The sequence below is a fragment of the Marinobacter sp. DS40M6 genome (assembly GCF_028581595.1).
Lineage (GTDB): Bacteria > Pseudomonadota > Gammaproteobacteria > Pseudomonadales > Oleiphilaceae > Marinobacter > Marinobacter salarius.
Genome location: NZ_JAFCAE010000002.1, coordinates 436,204 through 455,521 on the forward strand (window position 1 = coordinate 436,204; position 19,318 = coordinate 455,521).

At 52.2% G+C, this 19,318-nt stretch carries 31 protein-coding genes; 3 read left to right on the plus strand and 28 right to left on the minus strand.

Going from position 1 to position 19,318, the window contains the following annotated elements; all coding sequences use genetic code 11:
• Positions 1–2 precede the first annotated feature (2 nt).
• The 27 genes from map to JJO78_RS06140 form a co-directional block, all read right to left on the minus strand.
• Positions 3–776 (minus strand): type I methionyl aminopeptidase, encoded by a 774-nt coding sequence (gene map / locus JJO78_RS06015; protein ID WP_075195933.1) that lies wholly within the window; start codon positions 774–776, stop codon positions 3–5.
• Positions 769–975 (minus strand): ParD-like family protein, encoded by a 207-nt coding sequence (locus tag JJO78_RS06020; RefSeq protein WP_075195934.1) that lies wholly within the window; start codon positions 973–975, stop codon positions 769–771. The genes map and JJO78_RS06020 overlap by 8 nt, the downstream gene beginning before the upstream one ends.
• Before the next feature lie 196 nt (positions 976–1,171).
• The gene (locus JJO78_RS06025) at positions 1,172–1,663 is read right to left on the minus strand and encodes a DUF523 domain-containing protein (RefSeq protein ID WP_228712221.1); all 492 of its coding nucleotides are present in this window, start codon (positions 1,661–1,663) and stop codon (positions 1,172–1,174) included.
• A 39-nt stretch (positions 1,664–1,702) separates the two neighbouring features.
• On the minus strand, positions 1,703–2,089 hold the full coding sequence (locus tag JJO78_RS06030; RefSeq protein ID WP_075195936.1) for a hypothetical protein: 387 nt from the start codon (positions 2,087–2,089) through the stop codon (positions 1,703–1,705).
• A 172-nt stretch (positions 2,090–2,261) separates the two neighbouring features.
• The gene (locus tag JJO78_RS06035) at positions 2,262–2,597 is read right to left on the minus strand and encodes a hypothetical protein (RefSeq protein ID WP_075195937.1); all 336 of its coding nucleotides are present in this window, start codon (positions 2,595–2,597) and stop codon (positions 2,262–2,264) included.
• Complete coding sequence (locus JJO78_RS06040; RefSeq protein WP_256713615.1) at positions 2,598–2,780, minus strand: tautomerase family protein; 183 nt, start codon at positions 2,778–2,780, stop codon at positions 2,598–2,600.
• A gap of 46 nt (positions 2,781–2,826) precedes the next feature.
• Positions 2,827–3,312: a GNAT family N-acetyltransferase gene (locus tag JJO78_RS06045; protein WP_178380789.1), complete on the minus strand. Its 486-nt coding sequence runs from the start codon at positions 3,310–3,312 to the stop codon at positions 2,827–2,829.
• A gap of 118 nt (positions 3,313–3,430) precedes the next feature.
• Complete coding sequence (locus JJO78_RS06050; RefSeq protein ID WP_036204345.1) at positions 3,431–3,817, minus strand: tautomerase family protein; 387 nt, start codon at positions 3,815–3,817, stop codon at positions 3,431–3,433.
• Between the two features lie 47 nt (positions 3,818–3,864).
• The gene (locus JJO78_RS06055; protein ID WP_178380790.1) at positions 3,865–4,218 is read right to left on the minus strand and encodes a GNAT family N-acetyltransferase; all 354 of its coding nucleotides are present in this window, start codon (positions 4,216–4,218) and stop codon (positions 3,865–3,867) included.
• Complete coding sequence (locus JJO78_RS06060; RefSeq protein WP_127400811.1) at positions 4,154–4,333, minus strand: hypothetical protein; 180 nt, start codon at positions 4,331–4,333, stop codon at positions 4,154–4,156. The genes JJO78_RS06055 and JJO78_RS06060 overlap by 65 nt, the downstream gene beginning before the upstream one ends.
• A 175-nt stretch (positions 4,334–4,508) precedes the next feature.
• Complete coding sequence (locus JJO78_RS06065) at positions 4,509–4,844, minus strand: HigA family addiction module antitoxin (protein WP_273633663.1); 336 nt, start codon at positions 4,842–4,844, stop codon at positions 4,509–4,511.
• The gene (locus JJO78_RS20580) at positions 4,765–4,977 is read right to left on the minus strand and encodes a GNAT family N-acetyltransferase (protein WP_127400810.1); all 213 of its coding nucleotides are present in this window, start codon (positions 4,975–4,977) and stop codon (positions 4,765–4,767) included. Before JJO78_RS20580 ends, JJO78_RS06065 begins: the two co-directional genes overlap by 80 nt.
• Positions 4,958–5,377: a DoxX-like family protein gene (locus tag JJO78_RS06070; RefSeq protein WP_075195939.1), complete on the minus strand. Its 420-nt coding sequence runs from the start codon at positions 5,375–5,377 to the stop codon at positions 4,958–4,960. Before JJO78_RS06070 ends, JJO78_RS20580 begins: the two co-directional genes overlap by 20 nt.
• Positions 5,352–5,789: a thiol-disulfide oxidoreductase DCC family protein gene (locus tag JJO78_RS06075; protein ID WP_075195940.1), complete on the minus strand. Its 438-nt coding sequence runs from the start codon at positions 5,787–5,789 to the stop codon at positions 5,352–5,354. Before JJO78_RS06075 ends, JJO78_RS06070 begins: the two co-directional genes overlap by 26 nt.
• A gap of 142 nt (positions 5,790–5,931) precedes the next feature.
• Positions 5,932–6,333 (minus strand): GFA family protein, encoded by a 402-nt coding sequence (locus JJO78_RS06080; protein WP_075195941.1) that lies wholly within the window; start codon positions 6,331–6,333, stop codon positions 5,932–5,934.
• Between the two features lie 61 nt (positions 6,334–6,394).
• The gene (locus JJO78_RS06085) at positions 6,395–7,021 is read right to left on the minus strand and encodes a hypothetical protein (protein WP_075195942.1); all 627 of its coding nucleotides are present in this window, start codon (positions 7,019–7,021) and stop codon (positions 6,395–6,397) included.
• A 94-nt stretch (positions 7,022–7,115) separates the two neighbouring features.
• On the minus strand, positions 7,116–7,403 hold the full coding sequence (locus JJO78_RS06090; RefSeq protein WP_012137897.1) for a helix-turn-helix domain-containing protein: 288 nt from the start codon (positions 7,401–7,403) through the stop codon (positions 7,116–7,118).
• Positions 7,396–7,707 carry a type II toxin-antitoxin system RelE/ParE family toxin gene (locus tag JJO78_RS06095; protein ID WP_012137896.1) on the minus strand — a complete coding sequence of 104 codons (312 nt, stop codon included), beginning with the start codon at positions 7,705–7,707 and terminating at the stop codon, positions 7,396–7,398. The genes JJO78_RS06090 and JJO78_RS06095 overlap by 8 nt, the downstream gene beginning before the upstream one ends.
• A gap of 64 nt (positions 7,708–7,771) precedes the next feature.
• Entirely contained in the window at positions 7,772–8,362 is a 591-nt protein-coding gene (locus JJO78_RS06100) for a hypothetical protein (RefSeq protein ID WP_075195943.1), read from the minus strand.
• A 132-nt stretch (positions 8,363–8,494) separates the two neighbouring features.
• Positions 8,495–8,818 (minus strand): hypothetical protein, encoded by a 324-nt coding sequence (locus JJO78_RS06105; RefSeq protein ID WP_075195944.1) that lies wholly within the window; start codon positions 8,816–8,818, stop codon positions 8,495–8,497.
• A 3-nt stretch (positions 8,819–8,821) separates the two neighbouring features.
• Positions 8,822–9,235 (minus strand): GNAT family N-acetyltransferase, encoded by a 414-nt coding sequence (locus JJO78_RS06110; RefSeq protein ID WP_075195945.1) that lies wholly within the window; start codon positions 9,233–9,235, stop codon positions 8,822–8,824.
• A gap of 632 nt (positions 9,236–9,867) precedes the next feature.
• Positions 9,868–10,377 carry a hypothetical protein gene (locus JJO78_RS06115; protein ID WP_127400809.1) on the minus strand — a complete coding sequence of 170 codons (510 nt, stop codon included), beginning with the start codon at positions 10,375–10,377 and terminating at the stop codon, positions 9,868–9,870.
• On the minus strand, positions 10,374–10,706 hold the full coding sequence (locus JJO78_RS06120) for a hypothetical protein (protein WP_075195948.1): 333 nt from the start codon (positions 10,704–10,706) through the stop codon (positions 10,374–10,376). Before JJO78_RS06120 ends, JJO78_RS06115 begins: the two co-directional genes overlap by 4 nt.
• Before the next feature lie 643 nt (positions 10,707–11,349).
• On the minus strand, positions 11,350–11,739 hold the full coding sequence (locus tag JJO78_RS06125) for a hypothetical protein (protein ID WP_127400808.1): 390 nt from the start codon (positions 11,737–11,739) through the stop codon (positions 11,350–11,352).
• An 86-nt stretch (positions 11,740–11,825) separates the two neighbouring features.
• Positions 11,826–12,419 carry a hypothetical protein gene (locus JJO78_RS06130; RefSeq protein ID WP_075195950.1) on the minus strand — a complete coding sequence of 198 codons (594 nt, stop codon included), beginning with the start codon at positions 12,417–12,419 and terminating at the stop codon, positions 11,826–11,828.
• Positions 12,420–12,589: 170 nt separating this feature from the next.
• Positions 12,590–13,093, minus strand: a complete 504-nt coding sequence (locus tag JJO78_RS06135) for a copper chaperone PCu(A)C (protein ID WP_075195951.1) — start codon at positions 13,091–13,093, stop codon at positions 12,590–12,592.
• A gap of 28 nt (positions 13,094–13,121) precedes the next feature.
• Positions 13,122–15,092 (minus strand): hypothetical protein, encoded by a 1,971-nt coding sequence (locus tag JJO78_RS06140; protein WP_075195952.1) that lies wholly within the window; start codon positions 15,090–15,092, stop codon positions 13,122–13,124.
• A 105-nt stretch (positions 15,093–15,197) separates the two neighbouring features.
• On the opposite strand from JJO78_RS06140, the gene JJO78_RS06145 reads away from it, so the two are divergent.
• Positions 15,198–16,202, plus strand: coding sequence for a glycosyl transferase family 90 (locus JJO78_RS06145; protein ID WP_041336153.1), 1,005 nt, complete (start codon positions 15,198–15,200; stop codon positions 16,200–16,202).
• Positions 16,203–16,240: 38 nt separating this feature from the next.
• Here the strand turns inward: JJO78_RS06145 and JJO78_RS06150 are convergent, their stop codons facing one another.
• Positions 16,241–16,825 carry a histidine phosphatase family protein gene (locus tag JJO78_RS06150; RefSeq protein ID WP_041336157.1) on the minus strand — a complete coding sequence of 195 codons (585 nt, stop codon included), beginning with the start codon at positions 16,823–16,825 and terminating at the stop codon, positions 16,241–16,243.
• A gap of 123 nt (positions 16,826–16,948) precedes the next feature.
• On the opposite strand from JJO78_RS06150, the gene JJO78_RS06155 reads away from it, so the two are divergent.
• Together JJO78_RS06155 and JJO78_RS06160 are read left to right on the plus strand one after the other, a co-directional pair.
• The gene (locus tag JJO78_RS06155) at positions 16,949–17,401 is read left to right on the plus strand and encodes a YaiI/YqxD family protein (RefSeq protein WP_041336161.1); all 453 of its coding nucleotides are present in this window, start codon (positions 16,949–16,951) and stop codon (positions 17,399–17,401) included.
• Between the two features lie 70 nt (positions 17,402–17,471).
• On the plus strand, positions 17,472–19,262 hold the full coding sequence (locus tag JJO78_RS06160) for an ABC transporter ATP-binding protein (protein ID WP_041336163.1): 1,791 nt from the start codon (positions 17,472–17,474) through the stop codon (positions 19,260–19,262).
• Positions 19,263–19,318 lie beyond the last annotated feature (56 nt).

Genomic DNA, 19,318 nt, shown 5'->3' on the forward strand with positions numbered 1-19,318 from the left:
TCTTAACTATGCTCTTCGGCCCGGAGTGTCAGTACCTCATAACCATCGGAGGTAACGGCCACTGTATGCTCCCACTGAGCCGACAGCTTCTTGTCACTGGTGACAACGGTCCACCCATCCTTCTTCAACTTAACCTTGGCCTTACCCTGGTTAAACATGGGCTCTATTGTAAACACCATGCCTTCCTGGAGGACCAACCCTTTTCCACGCTGGCCATAGTGCAGAACCTGTGGCTCTTCATGCATTTCTCGACCAATCCCATGCCCACAATACTCGCGAACAACTGAATAGCCGTTCTTCTGGGCGTGGCTTTGAATGGCATGGCCGACATCTCCAAGTGTGGCACCAGGCTTTACGCTTCGAATCCCTTCCCACATGGCTTCATAGGTTTTATCGACCAAACGCCTGGCGACCGGAGTCACGTCGCCGATCATGTACATTTTGCTGGAATCAGCGATAAATCCGCCCTGCTCTAACGTGATATCTACGTTGATGATATCCCCGGATTTCAGCTTCTGAGCGGTTGAAGGAACGCCGTGGCATACAACCCGGTTTACAGAGCTATTCAGAACATACTGATACCCATACTGACCTTTACTCGCTGGGCGAGCGTTCAGCTGATCGACAATGTACCTCTCCGCAAGATTGTTGATATCCATTGTAGATACGCCGATCTCCATATGGCCATCAAGGTAGTCGAAAACCGTTGCGAGAAGCCGACCGGACTCCCGCATTGCACTCAGTTCCTCGGTGCTTTTCCGTTTTACACTAGCCACCGACAGCCTTCCTTATGTCTACCTCGGCCAGCTTCATTTGGTCGCGCATGATTTCGGAGAACGACATGCTGGGATTCGCCTCGGCAAGCATGCCAACTTTTATCCAATATTCAGCCTGAGCATTGATAGAGCGAACCATCACGGCACTTGCCTTGCGGATCTCCCCGTGTAATTCATCGTCAATCTTAACAATTCCCATAGCAGCCCCTTAATATACGATTTATATACGGATCATATATCGACAGTGGCAGCCATTCAAGATGAGTAATGAACTGTTTAACGTGTGGCTGCACTGCGCAGAAAAGCGCAGCATAGGTAGGTCTGACATCCCATTGCCGAAGTATCAATCGTTCAGTTCTAAGTCATGGTTCAGGTGGTGCCTTGGAAAAGGACCATCAAGCGCTTGTCGCGTGGATGGCGTTATTAGCTTCTGCTATCTCATATTGGCTAAATACCTGGATATTATGCCGACGTAACAACGCAGCCGTAACACCCATGCCTGGAGTTCGGTTACCTGAAAAGCGACCGTCATAGATAAATGAACTTCCACAAGAAGGACTGGACTCGGCCAGTATCGCTATCTCAATACTGAACTTTTTGCACAATTCCAGAGCAATAGAAGCACCTGCAATAAAATCGTCGGTGACAATATTTCCGCCCTTTTCAATAACGTCGGATTCGCCGTCTAATACATTGTTCCCGCTTCCTCCGTAAATCTCCGCAGGCATCCTTGGGATATTCATTCCGGCTTCAACTTCGGGACACACTGAAACAACCCGACCTTCTGTTATCCAGGTCTCTACAAGCTGATCATTCATCGAAAGGCTCCCACCATCGTATCGAACCCGTTTCCCTAGAAGGCAGGCGCTCATTAATACTCTTCTCAACTTACTAGACCTCAATATTGCTGTGTTTATGCAGCATTCTCAAAATGCCATTGCCGATGATATCGCCACGATCAGCAGCCCAACCCACCCCGGGTGCATTCCTTTAGTTGCGAAAAGTACCAATGCGCTGGACACGCCCATTGAAATTGCCACCGCTCGGAGAAACAAGCCTCGGACATCGGTGACCGGATAAAGAGACATGAAAACAAGTACCCCCGCAATGGCCAGACCGAATACAGAAACGATGTGCCATGTGGCCCACAAAATTCTAACGTAACGCTCTCTGAGGACCGGCTGCCCCTGCGTTGGGACAATTGTCTCTTTACGCATTCGCTGGAAAATCAGAACTTCGCCAAGCGCTGAATGGACAACCGCTACAACGATGGCGACCAGTCCACCAACTAACAACCAGCTTTCACTCGCCATCCGATTCATTCCTTTGATGCAGGGTCAGGGTGTAGTGGCTTACTTTAGCGCGTCCACCGACACGTATAGAGAATTACCATTGCAGCTTGCTATTTGCTACTGGCAGCAAGGTGAGATGGCCTTTATTTGAGGCTTGGGGGTCGAAACCATAGTCTCTGGTGATGTGCTTGACCTATGAGGCACACGGTTGGAGTGAAAAAATGAAAAGCCCAAACCACACATTACCAAGAAGTATCAGTAACTTGATGCCGCCCCGCGCAAAGGCCGGAATATTTTGATATCGGAATAAATACCCGATCACCACCCATTGCACAACCAGCCACACGACTGAGAAATACAGAAAACCTTTGTGGCACTCTACGTCAGTTGCTGTGTAATACGCATACCACCAAGCCGAAACTGCCCCCGTAGCGAGTAGCACAAGAATCACGCAAGATAGAATATTGCGCCAACGCGGGTAACCCGTGCTTAAAAGCTTTTCTTTCGCTTGGCTAAATTTTGCTGTCATTCAAGTCTCTTTTCCAATTGCCACAAAACGAATGCCAACCTCCGACTCGATTTTGCTGAATAACTCCTTAACTAGAACCTTCCGAATCACCGAGGTGCGCCCCTGCATCATATTAATCTTAATAACCGTGTAAGCGGGTGATCTACCACCTGGATAGTAAAAGTCCTCAGCATCCATTGGGATGAAACGGGCAACATGTGCGCCACATCAGTAGCGTCTCTTGACCTCGTTAAGCATTTGACTCCAGGGCATAACTCTGCAGATCAAGGCCATAGAATTTGGTGCCGGGCGTCGGGTTGAAAAAATAGGGCTCGATTTCCTCAAAGCCCATTAACTCGTATAGTTCCTGGGCTTTTTTCGTAGGAGGCACGGCATCCAAAACGACTCGGGTATAACCCATTCTTTTCAGCTTCAATAGCAGATTGTCCATGAGCACACGCCCGAGTCCCTTACCCTGATACTGTCGACGTACGTACAGGCGCTTCACCTCGGCTGTGTACTCGTCAATCCGTCTAAACCCAACACCACCGGCGATACGAAAACGTTCTATTGCGAATGTATATTGGCCGCTAGGCGGCGAGAACAGTGCTTCGAGCGAGGCCATCTCTCCCTCAAAATCCTGATAGGAAAGATCGATACCCAGCCAATCTGCATACTCGAGAATAAGCTTTCTTAACTCATCGCTATCTGCGGGGAAGACCACATCCCTGATCATAACCATCTCTTCCGTGTTTTAGACTATTGCTCAACACCTTTGTTTGGCAGCGCCCCTGTGGCTTAACGAAAAGGCATTCGGTGGAGGCCGGAGGCCCAAAACGTACTTGAGCGACCTGCTACACATTGACTGAATACTTAAGGTCACGTGCCTCGTCTCCAGTCATACCCCGAAATCCCCAACAATGGGCAGGCTGCTCCTTAATTGTCACTTCGATATCTACAGGAGATATGCCAACCACAGACTCAATTTTTCTGAAAAGTTCCTTGATCAAAGCCTTTTGGGTCTCTGGAGCCCTCCCCTGCATCATATTGATCTCTATGGCAGTGTAGGCTGGAGTTCTGCCACCTGGGTAATAAAAATCTTCGGCATCCATAGGGATAAAACGATGAGCCCGCTTGTCTTCCGGCATTCCGAGTACGGATTGCATGCATCCGTGAATGACCTCAGAGAGCTGAGCTTTGACCGGGTTAAGGTGTTCTTTGATTCCATATATGACTATCACGATGCCTCCTGCAATATGTGTAACGCTCCCATAACTCAATTCGATAATTAAGAGATTCTATACTCCATGAATACAGCTTCTGGGTGAGGGTTGAACCGGTACGGCTCGATTTCCTTGAAGCCAAAAGCTTGGTACAACCGCAAGGCCTTATCAAGCTCACGAACGCTGTCGAGTCGCACTGAACCATAACCCATTTCCTTCGCCTGACAGAGCAAAGCTTCAGTCAGAGCTTTACCGATACCCATGCCATGGTAGTCTGGCAAAACATACATCCGCTTCATCTCAGCAACTCCGGGCTCGAACTCTCTGAGGCCGACAGCACCAACATGCACTCCCTCAAAAGAGCTCAGCAATAGCGCACCTTTGGGTGGACCGTACAATTGGCAGCGATGCCAACTCACTGGAAAAGCCCTGAAACTCCAAATCCAGCCCTAGAAATTCTGCATATGCACGAATCAACCTACCACCCAAATCAAACTGTTCGGCGGTCTCAGCCACCTCAATACTTACGGACATCCTTATCTCCTAACGCTGGCTTTTGCGACGGTTTTGTTAGTCACGCCACGGTTTGAGCATGACCTCTAACTGAATCATACAAGATGATGACTGAGAGCCAGGTGGCCGCTGGCGCGGCCCCAAAAAGACTATTGCTTATTGATCCCAAGAAGGATCATATGGGTTATGCGCTTCTTCAGGCTGCAACAAGCCTCTTCACGTTGAGCTCTTTGCGATGTTGTTCGGCATGCCAGAGTTCATATTGGGACTGCTGATTCAACCAGCTTTCTGCCGAAGTATCGAAAGCAATAGAGAGCCGGATCGCCATTTCAGGACTGATGCCAGCTTTGCCATTTAACACGGCACTTAGCGTTTTGCGGCTAACACCCAATGCTTTAGCCGCCGCCGTGACAGAGAGGCCAAGGGGCTCAAGACAAAGCTCTCGCAGTACTTCACCCGGGTGCCAGAGAGTTCGTGCAAACGAAGGCCGGGTAAGTCCATATCTTTGGCATTCGCCGCTGCATCGCCTCAACTATTTTCCTACCAACACCTTTACCGTGTTGATCTGGGTGCACGAGTAGCTGATGGTAATACACTACCAAGCTACCGTCTGAAATTGGGTTACCGAGGCTAATGAGCTCGCCATTAATCCTCGTGGTTACCACTCTCTACCACGCTCAGAAGGTGCAAACTAACGATTGCAAGCGCGGCTACAGCGACATTCGTTGACACAGGGTTGAAGGCTGCCCCAAGCAGCATGGGCTGCATCAGAGCCACAAATGCCAGCAAGCCGATCATTGCAATCAATGTAACGACTATCGGCCATCGCTGGCGCCAAAATATCAAGACAACAGCCGACATGGTGATCTCTAGTACGCCACCGATAGTTGCCAACTGCAACGCACCAGCCGGTGAAAAGCCCGCTGCCATCCCCATAGCCAGTTCATCCTCATGCGGATAGAGCAGTTTCGGAATCAAGCCATGATAGAACCAAATAAAGGCGATAGCGCCACGGCAGACTGCATAGCTAAAAAATGGGCTACTCGCCCAGGAACCTCGAATCATGATCTTTATCCGGAATCATACAAACTTCATAGCGACCGAAAAGCTTGTAACGATTTAGTGCGATGCGGTCGTAAAGCCAGTCCCGAATGACTGAGGGGACAACCCAGCCAATACAGAAAAGTGGCCACGGCCATGGTAACCGAAGCATTACTCTGAAAAACGCTGAGGACTTCGTGTATATGTTGGGCCCTTCAGCAAGCAGCATGGTTTCGTATGAATCCGTTGGGAAACCATGCGATTCCAGAATGGCCTGGCCTTCAGGTGACTGAACAGTCGCCAACTTGAATCGACGCTTTCTATCAAACCTGATGAGGAACCGCGCCCACGCGGAACACAATCGGCACACTCCGTCGAACAGGACCACTCGATCCTCGGGGGCAATATTTGCTTCAGATTGCGATTGTTGTTTCATAACTGAGGTAACGTCTACTTTAAAGCGCCGGTGCCGAACACAGCGAAGTACCGGCTGGTTTGAACGGTTTTTTATATTTCACTCTGCTAAACGCGCCAGAGCATGCTCTTCCGCCAAGAATCTCTGGTTATGTGATCCTAGCTCACTCTGGCAGGACCTCGAACTCTGGCACGTCTCCAATCGCTTCGTCCCAAACCGCTCTGCTCGATGTAAAGATGTGCGCAGTTGGCAACACAGAGACTTCAGTGTCCAAACACCCTGCGGGAACAACGAGCAAACCTGCGACCTGAGTGTTTGGCAATGCCGAACCACACAACTTACAGAAGCTTTTGTTATGACGAGTGCCAGGGAGCGTAAAGGAAGTCACAGCATCTACACCCGACTGCCAGACCAATTTAGCTGACTGCGAGAATAAATTTGCCGCATGAGCGGATCCCGTATCTTTCTGGCAATACTCACAATGACACAGGTAAAAGCTGTCGAAGTCCCCATGGACCTCAAATTTCGCTGTGCCACACAGGCAGGAACCGACATGCTTAGTCATAGGATTCTCTTCTATGATCTGCAGGTGACGCGGCACATCAATGCCTCACTCAATCGATATATCAGCGTTCATCTGCAAGTGAGTTATTAGATACCTCGCTGAGATCGATTTTCTTTACATCTCGCAAATTCCTGAAGTCCTTAGACATAAGCCTTGCCAAGAATGAAAAAACCAACATCACTAACATTCCTAGGAAGCTGGTTACACTGTTATCTGAAAACAGTAGCTGAGTGGCCATCAGAAGACCAAGAAAGAAAATTATCGAAGCCGAGACTAAAGAGTATAAAGAGGCGAACTTCTCGAACCTAGATATCGACAGCTTTAGTCCGCCGTCAGAGGAGGGCTCCAAATACCTCGAGATTCCTTGCAATCTATCAAGAGAAACGTTACCCGATAAATAAAGTCGCATTAACGCTTTCGACTTTTTTGGTGATGACTTTATTCCAGAGACCACCCTAAATACCTCATTGTTTTTCAAGTCACTTAGAAAATCCCTATGAAGCCCAGACTCCTTGACTATCTCGGATAGATCAGCAATTCGCCTATATGATCTACGAATAATGTACTCCTCATAGAAGTCGTAAATGCTTTTGGCAACTTTCAGAGCTAGCCCAACAACCGACACCATCACTGCAAAGACTAAGGTGACGGAATGCTCTTTTAGTATGTCAGCGATCTCTATGCCCATAATTATTTACAACTCCCACCATCACCGATGACACAGCCACAGCGAAGCGGGGGTTCTGGCATCCGGTACATAGCTTGATGACACCTCATCTTGGTCAGTGAAGCTGATTAAAAACTTCCGGGTGTTGTTCAGCAATGCGCAAAAGAGCAACCGCTGGGCCTTGTGGCTCCCTGCGTCCTTGCTCCCAATCCTGAAGAGTTCGCACGCTCACTCCCATAAGACCTGCAAACGCTGATTGCGACATATTCAACTTCAGCCTAATCACTTTGGGCGGTGAGGGCTCAGAAAGCTCATGTGTTCGTAGAGCCAATTTGCCCTTCTTGAATTGCTTGATTTCATTGATACCGTCAAGAATCTCTGCTCCAAGGTTCCTGTCACCCATTTTTGATCGCCTCCGCTATCTGCTTGAGCGTATGGCCAGGAATGCTGGCGCGCTCTGATTTACTGTACAGCGTGAGCATCCATATCTCGTGGTCAGACTTCTTCCAGTAGTAAATGGCTCTGATACCACCGCTCTTTCCCGAACCCGCTGGTGCCCATCGAACTTTACGAACGCCACCCGAGCCTTTGATTAGATCCCCGGCATCCGGCTTCTGCAAAAGGTAGGTTTGAAGCCCACGGTATTCCTCGTCCGTGAGGTAGTTCGGCAATAGCTTGGTGAACGTTGAGGTTTCGATGAATAGCATTACCAGAATATACGGCTCTGCCGTATAAATCTCAAGATCGGAGCCGTAAAATGTAACGTAGCTTTCACACCGTACATTGATCGACTGAGAGCTTATCCATCACTTCTTGTCGAATGTTTGAGAGTTCCGGCGTTTTATCTACCAAGTTCCAATGATCTTCAATGCTCCAGTCCTTACAGGAAATCTTTTCACCGAAGTGGGTTTCAACCTCTATTCCGGCGGTATGGTAGCGCAAGAACGGCCGCTCAAGGTCATGCCCAGATTTTGTGAGGCCTAGGCGGCCAAACTTTTGATCTGAGGTTCTGGCAATTCGAGCTACTGGGAAGAATACTAACTCCTCAAAGGGAATTCCTGCCTCGTATAAGGACACCATTGCTGATACCGGAATAGCGTGTTCGCAGACTACTGGGATCTCAGGATTTAGACCCACTTCGCGATAGAGACAGCCGAATTTTCGAGAACCAGCCATACCCATGAAATCATGACACCCTCTCAACCTGCGATTGATTTCGTCTCGCTTTTCTCTGGGCCTGCGAAAAAAAGCAACCTTCTCAATTGTAAAAAGGTTCGCTTTGCAAAGCGCAATCTGCTCTGCAACCACATCCGCAGTTGTGGCGCCATGTTTGTTTCTTATACCAGGGATGGAAATCGTCATTTCATCGAACACCCGCCATAAACGGCCGCAAAAGCCGCTTCATAGTTACAACTGCGAAGTACATCGTGGTTTCACCATATACCCATACAAACACTTACAAACATGGTGACAGAGCACCAGTAAGGCTAATGCTCACCAAACAAAGACCTTCAAAACGCAAAGGATTGAGAAAACCACCACCAACCCAAGCCATCCACAGAACCTGGTAACTCCGACCGGAAACCGAACATTCAATTCCGGGAACAGAATTGCCCCAAAGGAGACCGCCGGGACAAACCCGAAAATATGGCCCAAATGAGTAGCCGTTATCCCCAGTTTGGGGGGAACGTACAAATAGATCGCCAGATAAATCACCATGAAAGCTGATGCATAGGCAACCTGCACCTCGTAGAAATCCTCACGATTCAAGACCAAGTACAGGACGATCAGTGCCGAGGCTACCGTGATTTCAATCACTTTCTATAAACCAGTAACGTTGGTGTTCATGAGAGCACTGTTCCCAGAAAAGCCAAACTTCTCATACAACCCTTGAGCATCACGGGTTTGCAATACCATTTGAGTGCCCTTGATGGCCGGATGCGCAACCAAACATTCCATAATCCACTGCCCCAGCCCCGCACCCCGAAACTCCGGCTCAACGACAATATCTGCTACCCAGGTAAACGTAGCGCTGTCGGTGACGGCTCGCCCGAAACCAATCTGCCTGGAACCACAGTAAAGACTGAAGCAAATGGAACCAGCAACCATACTGTCCACAATTTCTCTGGGACGGCGGCTCCCCCAATAGGTTGCGGCAAGCAAGCGGTGGACAACATCCAGTTGCACCCGGGATTTGTCGTCGGTGATAAGATATTCGTTCTTGCGCCACTCCATCGATGGCTACTCCCTGATTCAAAACGCCGAAATGGGGCTTTATCCCTTTCCTGCAGCACCGGCGGAACTACAGTTAGTTGACTGGTTAAGCTGCACTGCCCCCATAGCATGACCTTAGCACCTTGTGACGGTGCCGAAAGACGAACCGGTAAGCTGGCGCGAGAAGGTATGTCAGTAGGGGCACTCTGCATTGGAACTCAACAGTATCGGTAACCAGACAGTTTGCCCCACTACAATCAATATCCCTACAGTGATGCCACAACTTGTTGGTTAAAGAGTAGGACGTCTCCGCAAAACCCCGTTGACGATCCATGCTCTGGAAAAAGAACGTGTGCCTGTCGATCGGGATGATCCCAAAAAGCAGTATCCAGCTCGAAAAAAGCACTCGCCCCGTAGGCCACTCGAAGATCGGTCGGTTAGCCCATTGGGGAGACGCGGTCATGCGTATAAGAGGGCTCAGCTCCGAGTTTACTCCTCTCATGGTGAGAAGCTCGCTGACCTCATCTGGACTGATTTCAAGCTTGCTCGATACTTCGAATTTCACTCAGGTTTTCCGTGGACGTTAATGCGAAGCTCACCGATGGTTTTTACAGAACGGAGCGGCGTATCAGCCATCCATGTACAGCGAATTTTTACAGCCCATTCGCAGATTCCAGCCTTTCGATTATCGGAATATCACGAAAAGGCTTCTGGAAGTACGGTATCGACTCGAGATTTTTCTTCATGTCGTCAGGCAACTGAAGATACCTTTCCTTGAGCGCCCACGTTTCCTTTCCATACATCAGGGGTTTCACGCTGGAAATCAAATCCTCGACCTCAGCGTAGGCAGTAGATGCCTCTAGCATGCCGATTGTGTATGCCAAATCAGTCAGGTGGGGCTTTTGGCACTCATTCGCCATCGCCGCACTTCGGGTAATAAGAAAGACTCGCACTTCTTCATACTCGTACTGCCGGAGTAGATCGAAAACGTCTGAATCCGGCATGCCGTTTTCAGCAGCCTTTGAATCACACCTCACGATCGCCGCTTCCAATCGCTCTATATTTGACTCGATATACTGCTGAGAGATAGACGCATCCCCGGCCTGACATGATGCGGAAAGCCAACTTAAACACAGAACAATAGCTGCTTTACCCATTCTCATGGCTGACACCCCGCCTCGACTGCCCGCCAGAATTGAGTCTGTTCGTAGGACAAGCCAGCGCGTAAACGTTGCATCTGGGAGATGGTCACAATTCTCTTTTTGACAATCGGTGAAATGTGGGTCATTGCTTCTGCAAACTGAGCCCAATCCGTGGAGTGGATATTGTACGCAGCCTGTGCGGAGTTGTTGCCGAGGAAAATGGTGGTTAGAACACCTGCCGGCAACATGATTTCCAGCATATTCCCATTGCGCTGCGCATTTCGAATGGCTTCGATAGCTTCCAGATCTTCGGAGTCCAGCCGAAGTCCGGAAATGGTTGGACATTCCATGTGTCCTGCTCTCCTTTCCTTGAGTTCCGTACGACTGCCAAATGTTAACCCAAAGGTTGGCTAGGCTCAAAAGCCATGTTGTTTGCGGTATGCGCGCCCTTGGAATGGGATTAAAGGCTTAATAGCTGGTGACCCTGCCCCCGATGGAACGACCGGTTAGGTCGTGATCTAAGGCCACCTAAGAGCGCCCCTATATGTGTTTACTGTGAGTACCTGACAGCCCCACAAGGCTGAGGAGGAAGGCGTTCTCGCTCACGGTTTGGGTTGGCCGCTGGCGCGGCCAAAAAAATGACTATTGCCTATTGAATCCGAGAAGGCTCATATGTGTTAGATTTCAAAGTATCTAGTTGGTTCATTAGGATCGATTACCACGATCCTGTCCCAATCATGTTCAATTCGGACTTGATTGCGAAACATCTCTAGATCGTAGTCGTCAATTCCGAAGCCAACATAGTCTACGAGGGTAAGCCACCACTCTGGGTATCTACTTCTGACTTTGGAGACCTTTCTCAACTTTTCGGCAGCGCAGTAGCGAATATTCTTTTCCATCTCAGCTAAGACCAAACCGCCGGACTCTTCATCGCTACAACCTCCGATCAAAAACATTGTTGAGTGCCGGTTGCTTGCCGGAAAAATGTCGAGTTCAAAATCTCCATTCCGAAAAATAGTCCCTTTTTTTCTGAAGGGGATTCTCAGCAGATGACTGGAGAGCAGTTTTTATCTTTGGGCCAAGAGTTTTCCATGGAGCAACCGGGCGAGCAAAACGGAAAAAAACAAACCAACTTTGCCCAAACAATGGCGGACCGAGGCTTTTGGTAAGGTCATCAATTTTTCTCCAGAGTGGTATCTCTACCTCTTCAAGTCCCCTAAATTTCCCACCATCGAAGTGATTCTGGTTTAGACGTCGAACCTCCACAGCAATAGTGCCGCCCAGTAAGAAATCGGGCGGTACGTTACCGTCTGGTTCATAAGTAATGTCTTTAAAACCGCGGTGACGTAAGTGCCGTTCAACATATCTTTCAGTTGGATCCAAGTCGGCTCCTAGAAAATTAACGCCAGAATAAGCCGCCGTTTGGAGCGCCGGCGCAAAACGGTCGGCTTGATTCACTTGTTAAAAAATCAGGAAAATATGAATTTAAAAATAGCTGCTGTCAGAGCAACTATACTACCCACAGCAATCTTCGCTGCATGTTCTCTCCACCAAGGCGAGATTTCTGGCTCTGTCTTTTCTTTAACAAAGGCTCCCGATTCACGGATTAGTGAATATAGATCGCAGTCTGAAAAATGCTCTTCCGTCGAACTCTCGAATCGCCATTGTAGATCATCTTCTTCAGCCCCTCGCCTGGATAAATTTTCGTGAGCAATTCTCCTGTCTAAGCTATCTGTATAAAAGCTTAAATGAGAGCAGAAAAAGCCGAAGCGCTGGTAAGTCACCTCTGGACAGAAGTTTGAAATAAATGAAACTTGGTCATCAACTTTGAAGACCGAGGTCGCCTGCTCCTCAACCTTTGGCCACAAATCGGACTTGCTCCAATAGTTCAGCAACTGATTATCTTCTTCTGCGTTGAGCGACGTACCTCCAATATCGCCATGAAGGGATATGCTTTGGTAATAACGAGGGCACCTTTTTACAGAGGCATAAGGGCAGCGCGTCGGCAGGGATTTTGCCCCACTAATCTCTTTGTACCAGTCCTTACCAGGCACAACTGTCAATTTCTATTTTCCTTTTTAACAGCGTGTTATACGAACTCGTTCGCAAAACTCCGGGCGTATATCCAGCATTCGTATAATTCCACACACCTACCCGCACATAGTCCAAAAACTCAATATAGTTCATAAACTTAAACCATGCATCCAAAGTTCTGGAATCGGTGTTCTACGAATCAATGCCCGGAATGATCCATCCCATCCCCTTCCATCTTCATCTCCCCATCCAGCGGCGCAACCTTCAGTTCAACCTCCATGGTTTCCGCGCCATCAAAGCTCACCGTCAGCGGCACGCGCTCCCCTTCTTTCAACGGCCCATCCAGTTTTTCCAGCATCATGTGGTAGCTGTGGGGTTTGAGCTCCACGGTTTCACCGGCGGGGATGGTCAGGCCACCTTTCAGAGGGCGCATGCTCATGGTGCCGTCGGTCATGGTGCTTTCGTGAATGGAGACGCTCTTCGCCCTGGGCGTGGTAGCGCTGGTCAGGGTGATGTCGCTGTCGCTGTGGTTGGTGATCACCATGTAGCCAACGCCCATGGGTACACCGGGAGGCGTCGGGCGGCTCCAGGGGTGATTGATGGTTACGGAGTCTGAGGAATGATCGTGGGCGGCGGCCGGGGTGACAATCAGGGTGCTGCAGGCGATCAGGGCGCTGGCGGCCAGTTTTTTGAGTGGGTTCATGTTCCTTGTTACCTCATCAATGGTTGTTTCAATGGAAGTCGTCGTCAGGGCCGTGGCGTTCCGGTTTCAGGAAACGTGTGCCGCCAGAGCGCGAATTCAGTTGCTGGATATTGGTTGGCGCACCGGTTCCATCCAGCTCTACCAAGCCGATACCGGCGTTGTTCCATAGCCGTTCGCCAGCATCACGCCCCTCGGGCAGCCTGGGGCTCACTCGCATGCGCCGGCGCTTGGTAAACCAGTTCAGCGGGGACCAGGGCGCGTACAACCAGCGATTGATCCTATCCAGCCACTCCATAAGGGTGTGGGGGAATTCGTTCTTGAGGCCGCTGCTGGTAATTTGCCAGATTCTGGGCCGTTCCGGCCTGTGCCGCAGTCGAACATCGTAGACGAATGAGTAATGTACGTCACCCGAGAGAATCACGAAGGTTTCCGGTGTGCGGGAGTGGCCGAAGATATTGAGCAGAACATTGGCAGCACCCCGGTGGGCCATCCAATTTTCAGCGTCCACCACCAGGGGTTTGCCGAAGAAGGTGAACACACTCTGGATGGCTTCAATCAGTTTTACACCGAACATGGGCGCAGGCGACACCACAATGACAGCGTCTTCGCCCATCACATCCTGCTGGAATTCGGTCAGCGCTTCCCAGTCCAGCAGGCCGGAAGGCCGCGCCCGATTAAGCTCGCTTCGCCATCGGCGGGTGCGGGTATCCAGCACCACCACTTTAGGTGACGTCTGCAGGGAGTAGTGCCATTGCTGAAACTGCAGCAGATCATCAATCAGTTGGTCCTGCCCGGCGTGATTAAACACGCCACCCTGCTCTGCGGAGGCGGCCAGTTCCTTGATGGCCGGCATGATGTCATCGAAGACGTCAGGGTTGTTGCCCCAGCCCTGGCACAACAGGTAGGCCACCAGGGCATTGCCAACGATGCGCCGGGAAAACGGGTGTTCATAGGTGGTGGTTTCCCAAAGGGCAGACAGGTTCCAGTCGTCGGTCACGTCGTGATCGTCAAAGATCATGTAGGTAGGCAAGTGTGCCAGCGCCCGGGAAGCTTGTGGCAGGCCAGCGACGAAGTCATCGATGGCGGCCTGCTGGTCCTGAAAAACGGCGGCATCCTTGGAAGCCAGCGCAGGCTGGTCCCGTTCGACCAGTTCCCAGCACACAGGCGACCACACCAAGAGGTACATGGCCATCACTTCGCTGAGGGAAATCAGGTGGTTGTGGGCATTGGCGGTGGTGAACACCGGTTTTCGCACACCGCCGAAGAATCGCTCGATCAGCGCTTCATTGCTACGCACATCCGGGAGCAGCTTTTCCCTGTGAAAGTAGGTGTCTGCGTTTTCCCGCAGGGTTTTGCTGTCGCTGACCGAACCGCCGGTGAGCGTTTCCTCGTACAAGCCCAGGCGGTCAATCAGTTGGTGTATGGCCCGCAGCATGGGGCCAGCGACATCGTCCGCGTATATCTGGTCGCCGGTCATCAACAACAATGCTGGCCGCTCTGTGATATCGCCTTCAGCTTCCAGTAACGATTGATCCACTCTCACCATACCGTCGGCAGCGGCGGAATGGGGCCGCCGGCAGGAACCATGGGCGATCCGGTCCAATCGCTCCCGGATCACGAAGTCAGACCGCTCGGCGCCCGGCAGGCACAGGTGTGGCGCCCATTTCCGTATCCATCGCTCGTCGCTCCCGCCCGAATCCACGGTGTCGTCCGAAACGCCCAGGTCGTACCCGATGCGGGTGTTTGCCGGCAACGAGTCGTTCAATTCAACGTCGATCAGATAGAGGTAGGCGGAGGCGCCGAATCGCACCCTGGTGACGTCCTTCTCTGTCAGTACCCGGTCCATCCATGGCTCATCCGCATCTTGCAGATACAGGCGCAATCTCAGGGCGAGCGCACAGGAGCCGACCAGCCAGAGCGTAAGCCGGTTGAGAGAGGTATGCCGGAGAACAGGCCCGGCCAACACCGGCGACAGGGGCTTTGAAGATCGCTCATTCATTTAATCCTCCTGACACACTTTGCTGTTTTAGTGGTGTCTACCTGACCTACTTCGGGCCCTTGCGTGCTGCGGAAGGCGCGCCTCAACCAACGTCTGGTGACAACAATGCGAGTCGGTGACAATTTTTCCAAGAACCTGCACAAACTGGGTTACTACTCCGGAAACGCGGTGCGCTCCCTGGTTCCTCGAGCCTACTGGCAATGGCAGTGCGACCTGCTGATGTCGGAATACGAGGCGATGACGGGCGAACGCAGAGCGGCGATTGACGCAAGGGTTGCGTACTACAATCGCCTTTCAAACCCGTTCACGCTACCAGCAACCGCCGAACCCGCCGGCGACTTTACCTTCGCCGGCAAAAGCAGCGCCTACTGCTTCGATTTTCGCAATCTGATCCAGTGTTTCCCCCGGAACCGAAAAGTGGACTACCAGTTCGGTGATGTAACCGAAATCCCGAACGAACCCCGTTTCGTGAAAAGCCGCCCGGTACGTCGTGATGCCTCCAACCGTAACTCAGTATTGCTCAAACTCAACTCGGTTCGGCATTACCAGTTTGTAGAGGACCCGACACCTTTCCGCCAAAAGAAGCCCCTGGCGGTGTGGCGCGGCAAGTCCAACCGCCAGCACCGCATCGAATTTGCTACCCGCTTTAATGACCACCCCCTCTGCGATATTGGCTGCACCCAACATAAGGAACCCGCACCCCAGCCCTACCACAAGGACTTCATGAGCATTGAGGAACAGCTGCAGCACCAGTTTGTGGTGAGCGTGGAAGGCATTGATGTGGCGACGAACCTGAAGTGGATCATGGCCTCCAATTCCCTGTGCCTGATGCGCCGGCCCCGCTTTGAAACCTGGTTCATGGAAGGCTCACTGGTGCCCGGTTATCACTATGTAGAACTGGCCGATGACCACTCTGACCTGCCGGAAAAAGTACGCTATTACCAGAATCACCCTGAACAGGCAGAGGCCATCATTGCCAACGCCAACCGGTATGTAGAGAAGTTTTTCGATCAGCAGATGGAACAGACCATTGCACTGCTGGTAATCCAGAAATACCTTCACCTGAGCGGGCAGGAGGTGTACGACCTCCCACGCCTGAAGGCCGGTTGACCGATAGATAGGGAACATCGAGCCCTGGATTTGAGCGCCTAACTCCCCGGCGACACACGCGCCAGTATCGTCGGGTTTTCTGACAACGGCAGTGCCATAACCACTCCCTCGTTCGACGATGGGTATATGCCGGTCAGTGCCGTAATATTTACCTGATGGGATACCAGCACCACTGGCAGGCCTGGCTCCATTTCATTCACAATGGCGATGGTCTGCTGGGTATGCATGTCTGAGTTGCTACGGTTCTGGAAAAACGAGTTCAGCGACATCATCTCCTTCACCGGCCCCACATCCATTCCCCGCGCGGTATCGAGGCAGCGGCACCACTGACTGCTGAAGACCCTGGCCTCCTCAACGCCATGCTCCGCCAAATAGACCTTCCAAGCCCGCGCCTGCTCGCGCCCTTCGGCATTCAGGTTTCGCTGCGTGCTGCAATCGTCGACATCAAAGTTCGCGGGGTCGCCTGTTCCCGGTGCCAGGGCGTGTCGCAACATCAAAACCGCCCGGCCTTCCCGGAGAGCCTCCCAGGCCTCTGATTCATCGGCGTACGCAGTTCCTGCAAAAAGGGAAATCAGCCCCAGCGAAAACACAAGAAGTGCAGTAAGAACACTGTGAGTCTTCATAAGTTTGTGATCCTCCACCCGCAAAGCATGCAACCACGTAATTAATACGCACCCCAAACCTACCAGGCTCACATCATCAAAAGGTAAACTTCACCAAGCACCGAACCAACAAAGGAACCAAACATGCCAATCTGGGTCGACGCCGACGCCTGCCCCGTGCCCATTCGGGAAATCCTCTGCCGCGCCGCCACCCGCTGGCAGGTCGATACCACCTTCATCGCCAACCACGCCATTAACCTGCCCCCGAGCCCTTACATCAAACGCCGGCAGGTACCCCAGGGTTTCGACGTGGCCGACAACGACATCATTGACCAGATGGAGACAGGCGATCTGGTGATCACCCAGGACATCCCCCTGGCTGCCGAAGCCATCGAAAAAGGCGCGGACGTGTTCAACCCGCGCGGCCAGGCTTTCACCAAAGAGAATATCCGCCAGCGCCTGGCTATGCGCAACTTCATGGAAGAAATGCGCAATGCTGGCCAGGTCACCGGTGGCCCGGCGCCCTTCAGCCAGACCGACCGCAAGGAATTCGCCGACAAGCTTGACCGCTGGCTGCAACAGAACGCCAGTAGGTGATAATGATTCCATTTTAAATTCTCGACAAATCCGCTACGCTTGCCGCTTTCTGGCGCAAGCGGAGCGAACCATGACACAGTCTTCCCCCCACACCACCAGCAGCTTTGCCGCCCTGGGCCGACTGCTGAAATACGCTCGCGGCTATCGTCGCCAGATCATTACCGCCACCACTTGCTCCATCATCAACAAGTTGTTCGATATCGCACCGGAGATCCTGATTGGTATCGCCATCGACGTGGTGGTAAACAAGGAAGAAAGCTTTGTGGCGGGCCTGGGCTTTGAGACCGCTCAGGAGCAGATCACCATCCTGGCTGTGCTGACCTTCTTTATCTGGGCCGGCGAATCGATATTCGAGTACCTGTTCCAGATCCTCTGGCGCAACCTGGCTCAACGCCTGCAGTCCGACCTGCGGCAAGACGCCTACGAGCATGCCCAGAAGCTGGACATGAGCTTCTTTGAAGCCCGCAGCTCAGGGCAACTGGTCGCCACCATGAACGACGACGTCAACCAGTTGGAGCGTTTCCTGGATGGCGGCGCCAACGCCATGATTCAGGTGGTGGTGACGGTCGTTGCCGTAGGCGCTGTGTTTTTCGTATTGTCACCGCTCATTGCCCTGCTGGCGTTTACTCCCATTCCGCTGATTATCTGGGGCGCGTTCTACTTCCAGCGCAAGGCTGGCCCGCTGTACGCCGACGTGCGCGAGAAGGTCGGTGACCTGTCGAGCCGGTTGGCCAACAACCTGGGCGGCATTGCCACCATCAAGAGTTTCACAGCCGAAAACCGGGAAGCGGAGCGGCTGAAAGCCAGCAGTGAAGCCTATGTGGACGCAAACCGCCGGGCCATTCGCATCAGCTCCGCGTTTATTCCGGTGATCCGCATGGCGATCCTGGCGGGTTTCCTGGCCACCTTTACCGTGGGCGGCATGATGGCCCTGGAAGGCTCTCTGAACGTCGGTGCTTACGGCGTGCTGGTGTTCCTGACCCAACGTTTGCTGTGGCCTCTGACCGGCCTTGCGGAAGTAATCGACCTGTTTGAACGAGCCATGGCCAGCACCCGCCGCATCCTGGACCTGCTGGCTGAGCCGGTTCACGTTCGGGATGAATCCGGCAAAACGCTGGAACAGCCGGTGAAGGGCGAAGTCACCTTCGAGGGCGTGAGCTTCCACTACCCGTCCAGCGGTGCCGGTATCGACGACATTTCGGTAGCGGTACCAGCCGGCAATACCCTGGCGCTGGTCGGGGCGACCGGTTCCGGTAAGTCCACACTGATCAAGCTGTTGTTGCGTTTCTACGACCCCACGGGCGGCCAGATCCGCATCGACGGCCAGCCCATCCAGTCCGTCAGCCTGAAGTCCCTGCGGGAGGCCATCGGCCTGGTCAGCCAGGACGTATACCTGTTTGAGGGCAGCATTCGTGACAATCTCGCCTACGGCTCCCCCGGCGCGAGTGACGAACAGATTATCGAAGCGGCCAGGACGGCGGAGGCCTGGTCATTCATCGAGGCACTGCCCGAAGGGCTTGCCACCGCCGTGGGTGAACGAGGAGTTCGGCTTTCCGGTGGCCAGCGCCAGCGCCTTTCACTGGCCCGCGCACTGCTGAAAGACCCGCCCATTCTGGTGCTCGACGAAGCCACGAGTGCCGTGGACAACGAAACCGAGGCGGCCATCCAGCGCTCCCTGAAGCGGATCGGGCACAATCGCACCGTGATCATGATCGCGCATCGGCTGTCCACCATTGTGGATGCCGATACCATTGCCGTGGTAGCCGGCGGGCGCATTCTGGAATCCGGCCGCCATGAGGAACTGCTGGAGAACAACGGCCCCTATTCCGCACAATGGCGCGTACAGACCGGTCAGGCCTGACAGCACGCCATACATTGCCAGGCATACATTGATAGTAATTCGCATTTAGATTATTC